At 56.3% G+C, this 17,517-nt stretch carries 15 protein-coding genes and 1 pseudogene; 7 read left to right on the top strand and 9 right to left on the bottom strand.

Annotated features, from left to right (window positions below; translation table 11 throughout):
- The 3 genes from IGS51_RS03250 to cbiB form a co-directional block, all read right to left on the bottom strand.
- A partial coding sequence (locus IGS51_RS03250; protein ID WP_297075832.1) for an SH3 domain-containing protein occupies window positions 1–317 on the bottom strand: 317 nt, incomplete at its 3' end.
- A gap of 374 nt (window positions 318–691) precedes the next feature.
- Window positions 692–2,164: a CoA-acylating methylmalonate-semialdehyde dehydrogenase gene (locus IGS51_RS03245; RefSeq protein WP_297075829.1), complete on the bottom strand. Its 1,473-nt coding sequence runs from the start codon at window positions 2,162–2,164 to the stop codon at window positions 692–694.
- Window positions 2,165–2,213: 49 nt separating this feature from the next.
- Window positions 2,214–3,233: an adenosylcobinamide-phosphate synthase CbiB gene (gene cbiB / locus IGS51_RS03240; RefSeq protein WP_367279242.1), complete on the bottom strand. Its 1,020-nt coding sequence runs from the start codon at window positions 3,231–3,233 to the stop codon at window positions 2,214–2,216.
- Window positions 3,234–3,674: 441 nt separating this feature from the next.
- Here cbiB and bchL point away from each other — a divergent pair, with 441 nt between their 5' ends.
- The 3 genes and pseudogenes from bchL (at window position 3,675) to IGS51_RS03225 (ending at window position 6,625) form a co-directional block, all read left to right on the top strand.
- Entirely contained in the window at window positions 3,675–4,538 is an 864-nt protein-coding gene (gene bchL / locus IGS51_RS03235; RefSeq protein WP_172353611.1) for a ferredoxin:protochlorophyllide reductase (ATP-dependent) iron-sulfur ATP-binding protein, read from the top strand.
- 156 nt (window positions 4,539–4,694) lie between these two features.
- Window positions 4,695–5,117, top strand: a complete 423-nt coding sequence (locus tag IGS51_RS03230; RefSeq protein ID WP_297075825.1) for a DUF5331 domain-containing protein — start codon at window positions 4,695–4,697, stop codon at window positions 5,115–5,117.
- Window positions 5,118–5,219: 102 nt separating this feature from the next.
- Window positions 5,220–6,625 (top strand): annotated as a pseudogene (locus IGS51_RS03225) (ferredoxin:protochlorophyllide reductase (ATP-dependent) subunit N).
- A 211-nt stretch (window positions 6,626–6,836) separates the two neighbouring features.
- Here the strand turns inward: IGS51_RS03225 and IGS51_RS03220 are convergent.
- A complete protein-coding gene (locus IGS51_RS03220) occupies window positions 6,837–7,148 on the bottom strand; it encodes a nucleotidyltransferase family protein (RefSeq protein WP_172353615.1) in 312 nt (103 codons plus the stop codon).
- A 195-nt stretch (window positions 7,149–7,343) separates the two neighbouring features.
- Here IGS51_RS03220 and IGS51_RS03215 point away from each other — a divergent pair, with 195 nt between their 5' ends.
- The 4 genes from IGS51_RS03215 to proC all read left to right on the top strand — a co-directional run bounded on the left by IGS51_RS03215 (window position 7,344) and on the right by proC (window position 12,549).
- On the top strand, window positions 7,344–8,021 hold the full coding sequence (locus IGS51_RS03215) for a GvpL/GvpF family gas vesicle protein (protein WP_297075822.1): 678 nt from the start codon (window positions 7,344–7,346) through the stop codon (window positions 8,019–8,021).
- Between the two features lie 507 nt (window positions 8,022–8,528).
- Window positions 8,529–9,998, top strand: coding sequence for a phosphoglucomutase/phosphomannomutase family protein (locus tag IGS51_RS03210; RefSeq protein WP_297075820.1), 1,470 nt, complete (start codon window positions 8,529–8,531; stop codon window positions 9,996–9,998).
- Between the two features lie 1,002 nt (window positions 9,999–11,000).
- On the top strand, window positions 11,001–11,576 hold the full coding sequence (locus tag IGS51_RS03205) for a cell division protein SepF (protein WP_172353618.1): 576 nt from the start codon (window positions 11,001–11,003) through the stop codon (window positions 11,574–11,576).
- A gap of 172 nt (window positions 11,577–11,748) precedes the next feature.
- Window positions 11,749–12,549, top strand: coding sequence for a pyrroline-5-carboxylate reductase (gene proC, locus IGS51_RS03200; RefSeq protein ID WP_297075810.1), 801 nt, complete (start codon window positions 11,749–11,751; stop codon window positions 12,547–12,549).
- A 21-nt stretch (window positions 12,550–12,570) separates the two neighbouring features.
- Here the strand turns inward: proC and IGS51_RS03195 are convergent, their stop codons facing one another.
- From IGS51_RS03195 to hpxZ, 5 genes are all read right to left on the bottom strand, one after another.
- Window positions 12,571–13,458 carry a M28 family peptidase gene (locus IGS51_RS03195; protein ID WP_297075807.1) on the bottom strand — a complete coding sequence of 296 codons (888 nt, stop codon included), beginning with the start codon at window positions 13,456–13,458 and terminating at the stop codon, window positions 12,571–12,573.
- Window positions 13,455–14,060, bottom strand: a complete 606-nt coding sequence (locus IGS51_RS03190; RefSeq protein WP_297075805.1) for a ParA family protein — start codon at window positions 14,058–14,060, stop codon at window positions 13,455–13,457. Before IGS51_RS03190 ends, IGS51_RS03195 begins: the two co-directional genes overlap by 4 nt.
- A gap of 288 nt (window positions 14,061–14,348) precedes the next feature.
- Window positions 14,349–14,951 (bottom strand): hypothetical protein, encoded by a 603-nt coding sequence (locus tag IGS51_RS03185; RefSeq protein WP_297075802.1) that lies wholly within the window; start codon window positions 14,949–14,951, stop codon window positions 14,349–14,351.
- 427 nt (window positions 14,952–15,378) lie between these two features.
- A complete protein-coding gene (gene zds, locus IGS51_RS03180; protein ID WP_297075799.1) occupies window positions 15,379–16,848 on the bottom strand; it encodes a 9,9'-di-cis-zeta-carotene desaturase in 1,470 nt (489 codons plus the stop codon).
- A gap of 45 nt (window positions 16,849–16,893) precedes the next feature.
- Window positions 16,894–17,271, bottom strand: coding sequence for an oxalurate catabolism protein HpxZ (hpxZ, locus tag IGS51_RS03175; protein WP_297075797.1), 378 nt, complete (start codon window positions 17,269–17,271; stop codon window positions 16,894–16,896).
- Window positions 17,272–17,517: the final 246 nt, after the last annotated feature.

The following is a 17,517-nucleotide window of genomic DNA, read 5'->3' as shown; positions in this document are numbered from 1 at the left end:
CGAACCAGATCACCGCGCACCCAGCCCCGCGCCCCGGTTCGGGGGAATAGCACCTGATACCAGAGGCGGCCGTCAGAACTGGAGTTGACGGAGGTGATGATTTCGACGCGATCGCCCGGAAGTCCGTAATGCCGGATGGGGGCCGTGGTCGAGGGCAAATCGCGCACGTTGATGCGGCTGCCGGGGCTGGCGGTCAGCGTGGCCATTTCTGCCAGAGCCGCCAACGGAGCGAGGGCTATGAATGCCAGCGTCAGGGCAGTCGAGGTCAAAAATTTCGCAATAGCGTTCGCAATACCGGGGGTGAGTGAAAGCTTCATTCAGTCAAACCTCAAAAAAGCGTGAAAATAACAAAATTGGGGTCAAGACGGGACGTATGGGGGAAATAGGCGGGACGTATGCGGATCAAACCTGCAAACATGGAGTTTGCAATTTTGGCTCAGGCAGCCCTGTTAAATCGTTAAATCCAAGTGATTTAGCTACGTTTGGGTGATTTACGTCGATCTGCACATCAAAGAGATACCCAAAGTATTCAGGTTTTTACACGAAATCCACGACAAAATCTGACCCTTTTCACCGATTTTCTAGGGCGATCGCCCCCCTTGTAAAGTTCAGACCGCAAGCATTTCCAGAATATGCAGAAAGTCTTCAGGACAAAGATAAGAAAAAGAACCTGACGACTTTTGCAGGATGGCTAGAACTGGCGCGTCCAGTCCTGAAACCAGCGCTCGACGACGACCTTGGTCTGGGTAAAAAACTCGACCGCGTGCTTGCCCTGGCCGTGCAAATCGCCAAAGAAGCTCTCCTTCCAGCCGCTGAAGGGGAAAAAGGCCATCGGTGCGGCCACGCCGATATTGATGCCAATGTTGCCCGCTTCGGCTTCGTAGCGAAACTTGCGGGCGGCCGCGCCGCTGCTGGTGAACAGGCACGCCATGTTGCCCCAGTGGCCGCTGTTAACCAGGGCGATCGCCTCATCAATCGTCTCTACATGCAATAGCCCCAGCACCGGGCCAAAAATCTCCGTCTGGGCGATGCGGCTGTCGGGGCGCACGTCTTGCAGCAGCGTGGGGCGGACGAAACTGCCGGATTCGTAGCCGGAAATTTTGGGATTGCGCCCGTCGATCAGCGGCGTTGCGCCTTCGTCGATGCCCTGCTGGATCAGGTCAGAAATGCGATCGCGGCTTTGTAGATTAATCACCGGGCCCATCTGCACGCCCTGATCTAGCCCAAAGCCCACCACGCGAGACTTGGCCGCTTCTGCCATTGCCTCGGTGAAGGGTTCCCGCGCCCGCCCCACCGTCACCATCAGCGACGCGGCCAGGCAGCGCTGTCCGGCACAGCCAAAGGCGCTGTCTGCGGCGATCCGAATGGTGGAATCTAGATCGGCATCCGGCAGCACGATGATCGGGTTCTTTGCGCCGCCCTGACACTGCACCCGCTTGCCGTTCGCCGCCGCCCGACTGTAGACGTATTTCGCCACGGGCGACGAGCCAACGAAGCTAATGCCGCGAATCGCGGGATGGTCCAGAATTGCATCGACGGCTTCTTTTGCGCCATTGACCAGATTCACCACGCCGGGCGGTAGGCCCGTTTGCTCGATCAGCCGCATCACCTTTTGCAGCGTCAGGGGCACTTTTTCCGACGGCTTCAGGATGTAGGTATTGCCGCAGGCGATCGCATAGGGCAGAAACCAAAAGGGAATCATGCCAGGAAAGTTAAACGGGGCAATCGCCGCACACACGCCCAGCGGCTGGCGAATCATGAATTCATCAATGCCGCGCGCAATGTCTTCCGACACATCGCCCTGCATCAGCATGGGAATGCCGCAGGCCACTTCGACGTTTTCAATCGCCCGCTGCATCTCGGCTCTGGCTTCGGCATAGATCTTGCCGCACTCTAGCGTAATCGTCCGCGACAGGTCATCCAGGTTCTCTTCGAGCAGGCCCTTGAGCTTGAACAAATACTGAATGCGATCGCCCGCTGGCACGCGCCGCCAGGTTTGAAACGCTGCTGCTGCTGCCTGAGCCGCGTCATCCACCTCATGGGCGGGCGATAGCGGTACTTTCGCCAGCACCTCACAGGTGGCAGGATTCACCACATCTAAATAGTCGGTCGCCGCCGACGCGCACCACTGTCCATTGATATAGTTCTGCAATTGCTCTGCCATGCCGAAATGTCCTGCGTTTGATTCCTGCGTTCTGTTAGCGGTCTGCTCTTCAGGATAGCAGCGGGCGTAAGCCGGATAGGGAGTGGAGGGCGATCGCCCCGGCAAGCCAGAGTAAGAAAATGCGGCGAGTCAGGCTCAGGGCTTGCTGGATGCGTTCAGGCGTGATGGGACGCACGGGATCTGCCAACAGCGGCTTGTGGGTGACGTTGCCGCGATAGGTGTTTTGTCCGCCGACTTGCACATCCAGCGCAACGGCATAGGCGCATTCGCTCCATCCGGCGTTGGGGCTGGGGTCCTGGGGGGCATCGCGGCGACAGCGCTCTAGCACATGGCGGGGTCTGCCAGAGAGCAGCGCAATTGTCACTACCGTGAGGCGACAGGGTAGCCAGGTCAGCAGGTCATCCAGGCGAGCGCTGGCCCAGCCCAAGTATGTGTAGGGTGCGGCTCTATAGCCCACCATCGAGTCGAGGGTGCTGGCGGCTTTGTAGCCCAGGGCTAGCGGCACGGGGCCGAGCGGGGTAACCGATCCGGCGATCGCCCAAAACAGCGGAGCCGTTACGCCGTCGGTGGCGTTTTCGGTCACGGTTTCCAGCACGGCGCGGAGAATTTCGGATTCTGGCAGGCTTTCTGTATCGCGCCCTACGTAGCGGCTGAGGTGCGATCGCGCTTCGGGTAAGTGGCCCGCTGCTAGGGGACGCAGCACGTCTGCCGCCGCATCGCGCAGGCTGCGTCCGGCAAAGCAACTGGCCAGCAGGATCGATTCGATCGCCAGTCCCAGGAATGGGTGAACCGTGCGGCTGAGGTGAACGACCAGCCAGCCGACCCCGCCGCTGCCCAACACGAGGGCGATCGCCAGCAACACCCCCGCCGCCCGCTGCCATGCCACCCGTTGCTGCACGGATTCTGGCTCCGTCGTCAGATGCAGCCCGTCCTGCACCCAGCGGCTATAGCGACCGATGGCCCAGCCCATCAACTGCACTGGATGCAGCCAGTTCCACGGGTCGCCAATCAAAAAGTCTAGCAGGGCGGCGATCGCCAGCGGCAGGGCGGGGTTTTCCAAAAAATTCACGATAATTATCAATCCAGCGGCTTCCTCTATTTTCGGAGGAATCTGCGCCAATGGGGGCAAGGGGCTGAGAGGGGGCGATCGCCCTGAGGCTGCGACAGGGTGCGGTTCTGGTGGGCGACTGGGAGGATTGGAGAAGGCGGGCGATCGCCAAAAGCAATCCCGTCCAGCGGTTCAGACACTTTTTGTATTTTGTTCTCCTTTATATAGAAAAGAGTTTTCAAAAGTCTTTGAGAAGGTTTTTGAAGACTTCAAAGGCAGTCTAGCTCTGAAAGAAAATACAAGATGCTTTTTAGACTGTTTAGAACCGTTTAGAGACGTGAACTGATTTGTCAGACCCTTTCCTTTGGGCATCTGGCTCTTCATAATTCACACAGTAGCCGCGATTGCCGCCGCTACTTCTCTCCTCTCTCCAGTTTTCATCCCTTCACCAGGAGCTTGCCCGTGAAACTTGCGGTCTATGGAAAAGGTGGCATTGGTAAGTCCACCACCAGTTGCAATATCTCAGTTGCCCTTGCCCGTCGCGGCAAAAAGGTGCTGCAAATCGGCTGCGACCCCAAGCACGACAGCACCTTTACCCTCACGGGTTTCCTCATTCCCACCATCATCGACACGCTGCAAGAAAAGGACTATCACTACGAAGATGTGTGGCCCGAAGACGTGATCTACAAGGGCTACGGCGGCGTGGACTGCGTAGAGGCAGGCGGGCCGCCAGCAGGGGCGGGCTGCGGTGGCTACGTTGTCGGCGAAACTGTGAAGCTGCTCAAGGAGCTAAATGCCTTTGATGAGTACGATGTGATCTTATTCGACGTGTTGGGGGACGTGGTGTGTGGCGGGTTTGCTGCCCCGCTGAACTACGCCGACTATTGCATGATCGTCACCGACAACGGCTTCGACGCGCTGTTTGCCGCCAACCGCATCGCCGCCTCCGTCCGCGAAAAAGCCCGTACCCACCCGCTGCGCCTCGCTGGTCTGATCGGCAACCGCACCGCCAAGCGCGACCTGATTGATAAGTACATCGAAGCCGTGCCCATGCCCGTCCTGGAGGTGTTGCCGCTGATCGAAGACATCCGTGTGTCTCGCGTCAAAGGCAAAACGCTGTTCGAGATGGCGGAAAAAGACCCCTCGCTGAACTACGTCTGCGACTATTACCTCAATATTGCCGACCAAATTTTGGCTCGTCCCGAAGGGGTTGTGCCCAGCGACGCACCCGACCGCGACCTGTTTAGCCTGCTGTCTGATTTCTACTTGAATCCTAAAGAAGCGCCGAAGCGGGCCGAAGAGGAACTGGACTTGATGATGGTCTAGTGACGGATCGAGAGGTCAGGAGTGGGGGTCAGAGGTCAGGGAAAAGCCCGCAATTCTTTAGCTTTGCGGAAGATGACAGAAGGGGCGATCGCCACCCGATACTCTAAACTCTGTAGTTTGAATCCCTGAACCCTGACTCCCGAACCCTGACCCCTAATGAACGTTCAATACCTCCGCAAGTCCCTGAAAATCGCCTGGCTCACCTACTATCGCGAAAATCGAGAGTGGATCGCGCGGCTGGGCGTTTGGGTAGACTGTGCCGGACAGCGGCGACCCTCCTCTGGATTCATTTTGGGAACGCTCTCGACCCTAGAGCCACAGTTGACGAGCCTGCTGCCGCTGATTGTAGACCTCAGCAACGACCCCGACCGCATCATCCTGGCGCTAGGGCTGAATTTCAACCCCGACGACGAACTCGACGAACTGGACGACGACGCTCCCAAAATGCTCCCCAGCCGCACCCTCGCCTCCGAAACGCCCCTCGACCTGCCCGAAACCAAGCCCGCCAGCACGGTTCCCGCTGTCCGCCTGTCTTCCAAAATTGACGAAGCCTGTACGGGCGTGGGAGAGCGGGATTAACGGAGTGCCTAGAGTGATGGCTAGTTTACGTCACGTTACGCCAGCCCCCAATCCCTAATTCTTCTCTTCTCTCTTCAACATCCCAACCCCCCAATACTCGCCATGACCCTCGCCGATACTCAACCCCAAGCGCTGAACTTTGACTGCGAAACGGGCAATTATCATACCTTTTGCCCAATTAGCTGCGTCGCGTGGCTCTATCAAAAAATTGAGGACAGCTTCTTTCTGGTCATCGGCACCAAGACCTGCGGCTATTTCTTGCAAAACGCGATGGGCGTGATGATTTTTGCCGAGCCGCGCTATGCAATGGCAGAACTGGAAGAGGGCGATATTTCTGCCCAGCTAAACGATTACGAAGAGCTAAAGCGGCTGTGTGAACAGATTAAGCGCGATCGCAATCCGTCTGTCATCGTGTGGATCGGCACCTGCACCACCGAAATCATCAAAATGGATTTGGAAGGCCTCGCGCCCAAGCTGGAGGCAGAGATCGGCATTCCCATTGTCGTGGCCCGCGCCAACGGACTGGACTATGCCTTTACCCAAGGCGAAGACACCGTGCTGGCGGCAATGGCGCCCGCTGCCCCGACAAAGCGCCCGTGCTGGAATCGGAAAAGGCCGAGCGCAACGCCGTGCAGCGATTGTTGAACTTTGGCCGCAAACAGGAAGACGTGAAGGCGGAAGAGTCGGAATATGTGGATCATCCACCGCTGGTGCTGTTTGGCTCCCTGCCCGACCCGGTGGTAACGCAACTAACGCTGGAACTCAAGAAACAGGGCATCAAAGTCTCTGGCTGGCTGCCCGCTAAGCGGTTTACAGAACTGCCCGTGATCGAGGAGGGCTACTACGTCTGCGGCGTGAATCCGTTCCTGTCGCGCACCGCCACCACGCTGATGCGCCGCCGCAAGTGCAAGCTGATCGGCGCACCCTTCCCCATCGGCCCAGACGGCACCCGCGCCTGGGTGGAGAAAATTTGCTCTGTGTTTGGCATTGAGCCGAAGGGACTGGAAGAGCGCGAAGCCAAAATCTGGGAAGGGCTGGAGGATTACGTTTCTCTGCTACGCGGCAAGTCGGTCTTTTTCATGGGGGATAACCTGCTGGAAATTTCCCTGGCCCGCTTCCTGATTCGCTGCGGCATGACCGTCCCCGAAATCGGCATTCCCTATATGGACAAGCGCTACCAGGCGGCGGAACTGGCGCTGCTAGAGAAGACCTGTGCCGAAATGGGCGTGCCGCTGCCCCGCATCGTGGAAAAGCCCGACAACTATAACCAGATTCAGCGGATTTATGACCTGAATCCTGATCTGGTCATCACGGGCATGGCCCACGCCAACCCGCTAGAGGCGCGGGGCATTAATACTAAGTGGTCGGTGGAGTTCACCTTTGCCCAGATTCACGGCTTTGCCAACGCCCGCGACATCCTGGAACTGGCGACCCGCCCGCTGCGCCGAAACACCTCGCTGAAGGATCTGGGCTGGGACAAGCTGGTCAAGGAAGAGGCAAACGTGTAGGGCGCTTGTCCTGATCTAGCCCGAATCTGGGGCAACCCCTTGCAAAACTGATTCCGGCAGGATTTACGCAGTTGGATGATTTCTGGTGGGCCTTGTCTGTGAGAAATCATCGCGCAAAAAGTCTCCCGGAGAATCGATTCCTATAAAGCGCCGCTCGATTCTTCTGATTGCTTCTTCAATTTCAAGAAATAGCTCCAAGAGTATCGATCGATCACGCATACACCGCCTCTTGATCGATCCTGGCTTTGAGGAATTGATTCATGCCGTGCCAATAGCGAATCACGTCTACATCTCTGCCAAATTTTTCTTCCAACTCTGCCTTTAGGCTGGCGCGTTTCAGAATATCGGGCAGCATTTGCACCACGACATCAATATCGCTTTCCTCATGGGCTTCATTTCTGGCGACAGAGCCAAAGACCCCAATCTGACCTACCCCATAGCGTTGAGCGAGTTCGGGCTTGAGCGCTTTCAACTGAGCCAGAACTTCCTCTTTCGCAATCGGCTTCATTGAGCGGGTCGTCATTGTGATGCTCGGTAACGCTTGCTAGGTGGCTCTTGATGAGAATGCTCACCCACAATATTAACGCCATCAACGCCGCTTGCCGTTTGCAAGTTGCGTTCACGAAAACTAATGGAATGGCATCCGTCCCAGCCCTTATAGAATGGAGTATTAATGGAGTATTAAGCAGCGTCTCTCCATTGGGGCAATAAGGTTTTGATGTACACCTATGCGTTTGTCCTTCAGTCAACCGAGTCGATTGTGCTACCGGCGGGCATTAGCGGCGAGTTGATGCTGCTGTATGAACTTGGGGTGGGCGCGGTCGTGGAGCCGGGGCTGGACTTGGCCATGCTGGAGCAAAGCGATGAGCGGCTGATGCGGGCAGTCTTGCACCATGACCAGGTGATTCGCGAGGTGTTTGAGCAGGTTCCTGTGCTGCCGCTGCGGTTTGGCACGCAGTTTGTGTCGCAGGAAAAGCTGCTGGAGCATCTGCACGTTAATGCGGCTGGCTACCAGGCAACCCTGACGCGGCTGGTGGGGCAGGCCGAATATACGTTAAAACTATCGCCGCGATCGCCCGAATCTTCTGCCCCAAGCCCGCTGGCGACTGCTGGAACCGGACGCGACTATTTTCTAGCAAAAAAACAGCAATTTCAGCAGCAGCTTGATCGCCAGCAGCAGCAGCAAGCAGAACTGGAAGCAATTAAAGGGGCGATCGCCCAGGCCTATCCCGCGCTCCAGATCGACGCACCCCGCGATGGCGTAGAGCGGCTGCACCTGTTGGTCAGTCGAGAGGCGGAGCCTGCGCTGCGGGCGCAACTGGAAGAGTGGCGATCGCGCTGTCCTGGCTGGCACATGGCGCTGAGTGAGGCGCTGCCGCCTTATCACTTTGTGTAGTTTTTGGGTTGGGTTTGCGTAATTTCTGGGGCAAGGGCTGAAACAATACTCAAGCCCCCAAACCGCAATAGCTCCGCTCCTGAACCGACCTGGATTTCAGCCCCCAACCCAGGCAGTGTGGACGGGGCTATTGCCCTGATTGGGGAAGGCATGTTGATTTTGGATTTTGGATTTTGGATTGGCGATTTTGGATTGCGGGGCTTTTAGCAGTTTCATTCAGTTTCATTCATGGGGTGGCTTGGGCAGCTCAGGCGAATTCAAAAAAGGATCGCTCATGAAGGATCGCTCGTTAAGGATTGCTCACTGGCGAGATTGGGTAAAATTGCTCTGAAAATCTTCGTAAAATTGGCGTGAATGCTGGAGACTGGTCTGGCGGATGCGGGATTTCCTGCATAGAATTGCTCTGAGTGGCAGTTTGCAATGTGCTGCTGGAACGGCAGCGTGCAGATTGGCTCAATGCGCTCAGTTTTTCCTGTTCCTTGCAGTCCCCCAATTCCCAGACATCCTATGGCAGGTCAACTTTCTCCCTCTGCGTTCGTCCAGCGGCCCATTTCCTTTGGGACGGACGGCTGGCGCGGCATGATCGCAGCAGACTTTACCTTTGAGCGGGTGATGCAGGTTGCGCCACGGGCGGCGATCGCCCTAGAGCAGACGTATGGTGAACAAACCCAAAATCGCCTGGTGATTGTGGGCTACGATCGCCGCTTTTTGTCGCCGGAGTTTGCTCAGGTGGCGGCAGAGGCGCTACAAAAAGCGGGCTATGACGTATTACTGTCGGAATCCTTTGCGCCAACGCCGGCCTTTAGCTGGGCGGCAAAGCAGCAAAACGCCCTGGGGGCCGTGGTGATTACTGCCAGTCATAATCCTGCGGCCTATTCGGGACTGAAGGTGAAGGCAGGCTTTGGCGGGTCGATTCCGCCGGAGGTGACGGCAAAGATTGAGACGCTGCTGGGACAGGAACTTCCCTCCGTAGAGCAGCCGGGGACGCTGCAAACCTTTAATCCCTGGACGAGCTATTGCGAAGGGCTGCGGGCCAAAGTCGATGTGGAAAAGCTGCGGCAGGCGATCGCCACAGGCAAGCTCACCGTGTTTGCCGATGTGATGCACGGCGCAGCGTCGGGCGGGCTAGAGCAGCTTTTGGGCACGCCCATTCATGAGCTAAACGGCAGCGCGGATCCACTGTTTGGCGGCGGCGCACCAGAACCCCTGCCCCGCTACTTGCCCGACCTGCTCCACCAGATCCGGACCTATGAGCGGCGATCGCCCGATGAGCTAGTGGTGGGGCTGGTGTTTGACGGAGATAGCGATCGCATTGCCGCCGTCGATGGCGCAGGCAATTTCCTGAGTTCTCAAGTGCTGATTCCGGTGCTGATTCAACATCTCGCTACCCATCGCGGCTTCACAGGTGAAATCGTCAAAACCATCAGCGGCTCGGATCTGATGCCCCTGGTTGCCAAGCTGCACAACCTGCCCGTCTATGAAACTGCGATTGGCTATAAATACATCGCCGACCGCATGTTGGAAAGTCAGGTTTTTCTGGGTGGCGAAGAATCCGGCGGCATCGGCTACGGCAACCACATTCCCGAGCGCGACGCGCTGCTGTCGGCCCTGTATGTGCTGGAAGCCGTCGTAGACAGCGGCATGGATCTGAGCGACCAATACGCCGCGCTGCAAGCCAAAACGGGCTTTACCTCTGCTTACGACCGCATCGACCTGCCCTTGGCTAGCATGGACGTGCGATCGCGCTTGTTGAACCAGCTCAAGACCCAGCCCCCCCAGGCGATCGCTGGACAGTCGGTGCTGAGCATCCTGGATATCGACGGCTACAAGTTTCGTCTGGCAGATCAAAGCTGGCTGCTGATCCGCTTTAGCGGCACAGAACCTGTATTACGCCTCTATTCGGAAGCCGCCACCCCAGAGCGTGTGCAGCAAAACTTGCACTGGGCTAAGGACTGGGCCAACTCTGTTTCTGGCTAAATTTCTGGCTAAAACAGTCCTCCGTCTTCTCGTTAAACCTTCTGGTTAAACCTTCTAGCTAAAACAGTCCTCCGCCATACCAGCGAGGATTGGAGGTGCAACGGCTGATTCATGACTGATTCATCATTGGGTTCGTCCGCAGCGGCCGCTGCTCAAAGGCCCCACTCCAGCTATGGCAGTGGGGTTTTGCGATTCGGCATCCCGATATTTTGTGAGCAGGCTTTGTAAACCCTTGCTTTCTACGATCCGATCGGGAAAAATCGCTGAGTGGAGCGGGCTTGATCCGTAGCCAATTCTGATAGGGAAATCGTCTCATCTGCTTCTAGGATGGCTGCCAATCTTGCAGAGAATTGATCAGCAGACTGGAAAGCGCGATCGCCATTAATAGGTTTTCCTGATCAAACCTGGCCCAAGTGCATTGATCTTAGTCTGGAATTCAGGCTGAATTACCGCTTGGGCGATCGCTGCTGAGTTTAAAGACCGACGTTCAAGCGGGCGATCGCAGCATTCTAGGATGGTTAGATCGGCTAGGCTGCTCGATTGATTAACAAACCTGATCGGTGCAACCTGGGGATAAGATCAAATGCCAAATTAAACCAGGCTGCCGTGACTTGAGAATTCTGGATTGGTTAGATAAACTGTGAGGGCGATCGCGCCTTGTGCCATTGGCAATTTTTTTGAATCAATTCCGAATTGGGGATTGATTTTCTAAATCTGTTATATACTGATAACTCAAAACAAGTAACTTGAGCGGAATTTCAAGCCCGTTGGGTAAGCGCTTAGATTATTAATTTATGCTTAAGCCTTATCGCGGTCGGGTTAATAGGGCACTCTCGCCTGAGTGTGTGAAGTCTCGATTTGAAATCTCCACTCGATGTTAGAGTTTGCCCTGGCATGATTGTCAGATTTGTCGGATTTGTCAGATTTGATTGTCAGATTTTGATTGTCAGATGGGATTGTCAAAAATTAACCCAATTAACGTTATGTGATGGAGCGTGACCTGTGAGCATTTTTTCTAAGCTGCGTGACTTTGTGGGCCTGAATGATCCGGCCGACTATGAATATGAGTACGACGAAATGGACGGACAGGAATATCAGAATCTCTATCAAGAAGAAAACGTCCAGCCGCTCGTCGAAGAAGAACCGCGCCGTCGCCGGATGCGCGATCGCCCGCTGATGACCACTGATGTTGGCTCCGGTATGAGCAACGTGATTGGAATGCCCGGTGTAAACGGCATGTCTGAAGTCGTGGTCATGGAACCCCGCACCTTTGAAGAAATGCCCCAGGCAATTCGCGCCCTGCGGGAGCGCAAGTCCGTCGTGCTAAACCTGACCATCATGGACCCCGATCAGGCACAGCGAGCGGTCGATTTTTTGGCGGGCGGCACCTATGCGATCGACGGCCACCAGGAGCGAATCGGCGAGAGCATTTTCCTGTTTACGCCCAACTGCGTCCAGGTCAGCACCCAGCTCAACCCGCCTGCGGACATCCCGCTCCAGCAGCCCATGCGTCCTGGTCGCCCGATGACCTCTCCCGCTCCGACCTGGGGCGCAGATCCGCAAGCTCGTATGGCTTAAGTTTCAGAGGTCGCACTCGCAATCTCCCCCTCCTGGCTGCTTTGCAACGGCTGCTCAATCCGGCCGTTCTGGAGCTTGGCTGAAGGGGGTTTTGTGCTGTCTGGGTCTTGTGCTGTTTGAACCAGTGCAGCATACCCAGAGCGAGACATCCAGAGCAAGAAAGGAGGCAGCCGTGAAGCTGGGAATAATTGGTGGTGGCGTAATGGCAGAGGCGCTGCTGTCTCGCCTGCTAGATCAGGGCGTGTGCGCGTCGGATGAGGTGACGGTTGGGGAACCTGCGGCGGCACGGCGCGAATATTTGGCAGAAGAGTATGGCGTGCAGGTGACGGCGGAGAATGCCGACGCAGTGCAACATGCCGACGTATTGCTGCTGGCAATCAAGCCGCAGGTCTTTGACTCCGTGGTTCAGACGCTCCCCGCGGCCTCGTCGTCGATGCTGGTGCTGTCGATTTTGGCAGGGGTTCCGCTGCATAAACTGGAGGCTGGCTTTCCCAGTTGCCCCGTTGTGCGAGCCATGCCAAACACGCCGGCCACCGTGGGCGCAGGGATGACGGCGATCGCCCCAGGTCGCCATACCCAGCCCAGCCACCTGGTCCAGGCGCGGCAAATTTTCGCGGCGGTGGGCGAAGTGGTGGAAGTTCCTGAATCGCTGATGGATGCGGTGACGGGGCTTTCTGGCTCTGGCCCTGGCTATGTGGCGCTGATGATCGAGGCGCTGAGCGATGGCGGCGTGGCAGCGGGTTTGCCGAGGGCGATCGCCACCCAGCTTGCCATCCAAACGGTGCGCGGCACGGCTCAACTGCTGGCAGAAACGGGACTCCACCCTGGCGAACTGAAGGATCGCGTTACCAGCCCCGGCGGCACGACGATCGCAGGCATCGCGGCGCTGGAGCAAGCGGGCCTCCGCTCAGCCCTGATCGAAGCTGTCAAAGCGGCGGCTGGGCGATCGCGCGAGCTAGGGGCAGGAAGTTAGGCGGGACATTGAAGATTAGCCCTATAGCTTCCGAATGCCGTGCAGGATGCCTTGGCAAACACCCGTGAGAAAGTCGAGGTCGAGGGTTTCAGGGCGATCGCTCGCCTGATGATAGTGGGGATTGCGCTGGTCGGCGGTGTCGGTCATCATCACGGCGGGATAGCCCAAATCCCAAAATGGGGCGTGGTCGCTGCGGCGCAGGTCGGGCAAAGCGTTGGCGCGGTTGGGCGCGGGAAACCAGTGGGCGGGCACTTGGCCGACCTGGCGCAGGCGGCGGCTGAGGCGCTGCATATCCAGGGTGACAGCCGGATTGCCCACCAGCGCCAGAAAATTGCCCTGGCTGGGATAGAGCCGATAGAAAAAATCAGCGGGATATCGTTGCGAACCGGGCTGCGGGGTGCAATAGCCCAGCATTTCTAGCGACAGCATCAGTCGCAGGCGTTGCCCCTGGGCGTGGAACTGTTCGGCACAGTGGCGACTGCCCAGCATCCCAAATTCTTCCAGATCAAAGGCGACCAGCCAGACGGGATGACGGGCAGGAGCGGTGGAGAGCGATCGCCCCAGTTCCAGCAGCACCGCCACGCCCGATGCATTGTCGTCGGCTCCGGGCGATCCCGGCACTGCGTCATAATGTGCGCCAATTACAATCGGCGGGCGATTGGCTTGCTGTCCTGGTAATTTCAGCAGAATATTCTGATGCGTCTGGCCGCGAATGGTGAACGGCTGCATCTCTACTGAGCCAAATTGCGCCAGGTGTCCTTGGATATATTGCTGGACGTAGAAATGCCCCTCGCTGGCGAGATAGGGATCGCGCTCTCGTGCAATCTCTTGCAAATGTTCCCAAAGCCGACGTTTCAGGCTGGAATCGTCAGAATCAGCAAAGTTTGGGTCGCCCGCGCTGATTGTCATCCGCCAAAGCCCTCCAGCATTTCCTGACCAACTGAAACGTAATCTTGCCAGCCGTCGGCCGCGCGGGGATCTTTCACGTCGTAGACCGGAACGCCGGCCCGCGCTGCTTTTTGAAACGCCGCCAGCCGCCGCACGCCCGCCACAAACACCGGCATTCCCGACTCTTGCAAGAGCGATCGCACGGTTTCACCATCGCGGCTGGGTTTAGGCGGAATGATGTTGAGCATGATCCGGTAGCGGTTTGCGCCGATAGTGTGCAGGCATTCTAGCGTCAGCACCAGTGCATCCATCGCCAGCACATCGGGCGTGGTCGGCAAGATGAGCAGGTCACAGCCGTCGGTCAGCAGTTCCAAATCGCGCTGCACAGGTCTTGCCTGCGTGTCGATCACCACATGGCTAAAGTTGCGGACTCGCTGGGGCGATCGCCATTCATCTATCACCTCATAAGGCAAACTGCCCCGCTTGGCCCAGCCCGTTGCCGAGCGATTCGGATCAGCATCAATTAGCAGCGTTTCGCCCTGCGTCTGCAAAAACGCCGCCAGGTGAATCGCCGCTGTTGTTTTCCCCACGCCTCCCTTGAAACTGGCAACCGTGATGATCACGCACTCATTCAGCCTTCGTCTGCCCTAGTACTGGAATTCTATCGCGTCGGACGCAGGTTCTAGGAATAGAGGTCGGGCATGGATATGCAGGTTCTTTGGAGGTGGTTCTTGCTATCCGGGCGATCGGCCCTACCAGAAGGAACAGAAGGGCGATCGCAGCCAGGAATCTTATTTTTGGGAGTTGGGTAAGTCCTAAAGTAAGATATTGAGTGGGTGAGTGAGCCAGAGTAGAGGCAGGGCAAGGCAAGTACACTGAATCAAAAGTAATAGAGACTATGCGTTAGGATACTATGCTGCACCGTAAGTTGCAGAACCTCCAACGCGAACGATACGCCGAAAGCGACCAGCTCCTGAGACTAAATTAATTGAGATTTCCTGATTGCGTACCGTATAGCCAACCAGAGTTCCCCGATCGAATCTCAACCCGTACACATCCCGAAAACCAATATTGCCCACCCGCCGTGCTTTTCCCTTGGGCGTAATCGAAACCAGCACATCAGACAATGATCCCAGGGATCGACTGGTCGCAAAAAATTGTTTACGGGATGCATCAAAGGCAATATCCCCACTGCTCGAAAATCCAGGAATTTGTCTAACGAGAGTTGCTCGCCCCGTGCCTTGATTAATTCGATAAAACCCCTGACCCGCAGCGCCAAATAAGTTGCCTTTGGCATCAAAACCCAGCGCATTCATTGAACCAACACCCAGGGACCCAACAAAGCTAGACTGTCCAGAACGGCTGAGTCGATAAAGGCTGGAGCCAGTTACCGCAAAAATCTTGCCGTCTTTAGACTGGGCAATATCCAGAAATGTCCGCCCTGTTCCACGCACCTGAAGCGTGTTTCCCTTGAGAAATCCCCATTGACCATTGCTAGCAGAAATGAGCGTCATTCTTTACCTTGTTTTGTCAATCAAAGATAGAAGAAATCATGTGAAACCTTGATATTTGGACAGATCTTCACAAGCTGCCCCAAAAATCACTCAAAATTTAGAAAGACCCCTCAAAGTGCGTATGTTCTGTATCTATTTACACTCATCTCAATTTTAGAAATAGCAGAGAACAGATATGAAAACTCTAGAGAGAACTTTATAAAGCCTTGATAGAAGTTCGCGCTGTTGCTTTCACTTCCCACATAATTCCGTATAAATATTGAGATAAATATTGGGCACCTCGAGAAATCAGGGTTTCTTGTTGAGAATAGCCTGATATAGCGAGGCTGATTTTTGCAATAAGGCAATTCATCGAGGTGCCCTATTGAAGAGTGTCCGCTGAAATAGCAAGACTGAGACTGCTCCTGAGATCCGTCAATACTTAACGTCAATACTTAAACAGTCCGGCTCCCTGCACTCTATAGCCCGTCTGCTCCAGGATGGCAGCGGCCGCCTGCATCCCGGAGATCGTCGCGCCTTCCATACTGTCGATGTAGTCTTGCTGCGTGTAGCTGCCCGCTAGGAAGAAGTTTGGCACGGGAGTCTTTTGGGGTGGGCGGTAGGGGTCCATGCCCGGATTTTCGCGGTAGAGCGACTGCGCCAGCTTCACCACATTAAACCAGGTCATGTTTAGCTCACGGGAAGACGGGAAGAGGTCGTGAAGCTGCTTCAGGGCGTGCTGGGCGATGTCTTCGTTGCTCATTTTGATGAACGGGTCGCCGGGGGTCAGCACCACCTGCATCAGCGAACCCTGACCCTCTCGGTAGTAGTCTTTGGGGCTGGTGAGGGCGAGGTCGGCAAAGCAAGAGAAATCGGCATCGGCGCTGTAGAGCAAATTGTCGAGTCCGGCGGCGTGGTCTAGCTGTGTCCGCTGCGCGGCATCTTGCAGCTCTGTCACCCAGCCGTCGAAGCGGAGTTGAACCGTGACCACAGGCACGGCCTCCAGCTTGTAGATATTGTCAAATTCTGAATACTTGCGCCACTCGGCGGGCAGGAGTCGCTGAATGCCAGGTACATCGCAGGCGGCGAGATACACGTCGGCGGTGACGATTTCTTCGGTGTCGCCATTGGCGATCGCCAGTCCCGTGACCACCGTTTCGCCCTCTTTCTCCTCAAACAAGATCCGTCGCGTCTGCCGTCGCGTCTGCACCTGCGCGCCGCGCGCCTGGATGTAGCTCAAAATCGGCTTATGCAAATACTCGTCAGGGGAACCCGCCAGCATATTCAGCCGCGAGGCTTCTGTCTTTGCCGCAAACATCATGAAGATGGTGAGCATACAGCGGGCGGAGATTTCCTCAGTATTAATAAAGCCGAGGGCGAGGGCGATCGGGTCCCACATGCGCTCCAGGCTGTGCTGCGATCCGCCGTGGCTGCGAAACCAGTCGGCAAAGCTGACGGAATCTAGATTGCGAATCCACTTCATGGCCAGGTCGTAGTTCACCAAGCCGGGGACGATGGGGCTAGTGCCAAGGGCGATCGCATTTTGCAGCTTGTCGAGCAGCGTCAGTTGCTCCGTGGTGAAAAATGCCTTCAGCCCGTGAAACGGTGCGCCCAGCAAAAAGCGAAAGTCCAGCTTGCCAATCTCGCCGCCGCGATTCACGAAGGTATGCACATGCTCCTTCGGCAGCAGCGCTTCATACGCGCCCACCTTTCGCATCAGCGCAAACAGGTTGTTGTAATTGTTGAAAAAGACGTGCAGCCCCATTTCGATATGGTTGCCGTCTGCGTCGATCCAGCTTCCCACCTTGCCGCCCACAAACGTCCGGGCTTCGTAGATCGACACCTCGTGGCCCGCGTCTACTAGTTCCACCGCCGCCGCCAGCCCAGCCAATCCTGCCCCAACGATTGCAACGCGCATTCTGCCAATCCCTTCAGACTTGCTTTAAGAATTTCTTTACATATTTTAACCCCCTAATAGGGACACATGAGCGCAGACCACCCGCCAACCCGCTGGCGTTCGGAGCCAGGTCTGGCTCTGGCGACCCGTTTTGCCAGAACTGGTGCGACGAAATTCGGTGTTGGCGGTGGCAAAATCGCTGCCATAGGTGGTGATGACGGTGTTGCTGAGGGTGCGGCGGAGGTCGCCCGTAGGACGGCTGGCGCGAAAGGCGGCGATCGCCTCATAGCTGTATAAATTCTCTGTTGCGCCATAGCGAATCGTGTGAGGACTTTGCCAGAACAGTTCATCCAGCGTCGCCACGTCGTTGTTCACCAAGGCCCGCTCGTAGCGTTCAAAGGCGGCCGTCACTTCCGCCACCACATCGGGTCGATTAATTTCCACGCTCGTTCTGTCAATCCTCCCTAGAAAAGATAGCTGTAAAAAAATAGCTGTAAATTAGCTAGAAACCCTCCAGGACTCAGAGTCAAAATTCAAAAAGTCAAAATTCAAAAACGCCAATTCAAAATCGCCACAGGACTGACGCACTTGCGTAAGTTTTCTGGGTTTTGGACGATTTCTCGCGGGCGCAGCCCGCGAGAAATCGTCCAACTGCGTAAGTACCTACGCCAATCCAAAATCCCCAATTAC

The sequence above is a fragment of the Thermoleptolyngbya sp. M55_K2018_002 genome, assembly GCF_015295965.1.
GTDB classification, from domain to species: Bacteria; Cyanobacteriota; Cyanobacteriia; order Elainellales; family Elainellaceae; genus Thermoleptolyngbya; species Thermoleptolyngbya sichuanensis.
This window is presented reverse-complemented; position numbering and strand designations above follow the sequence as displayed.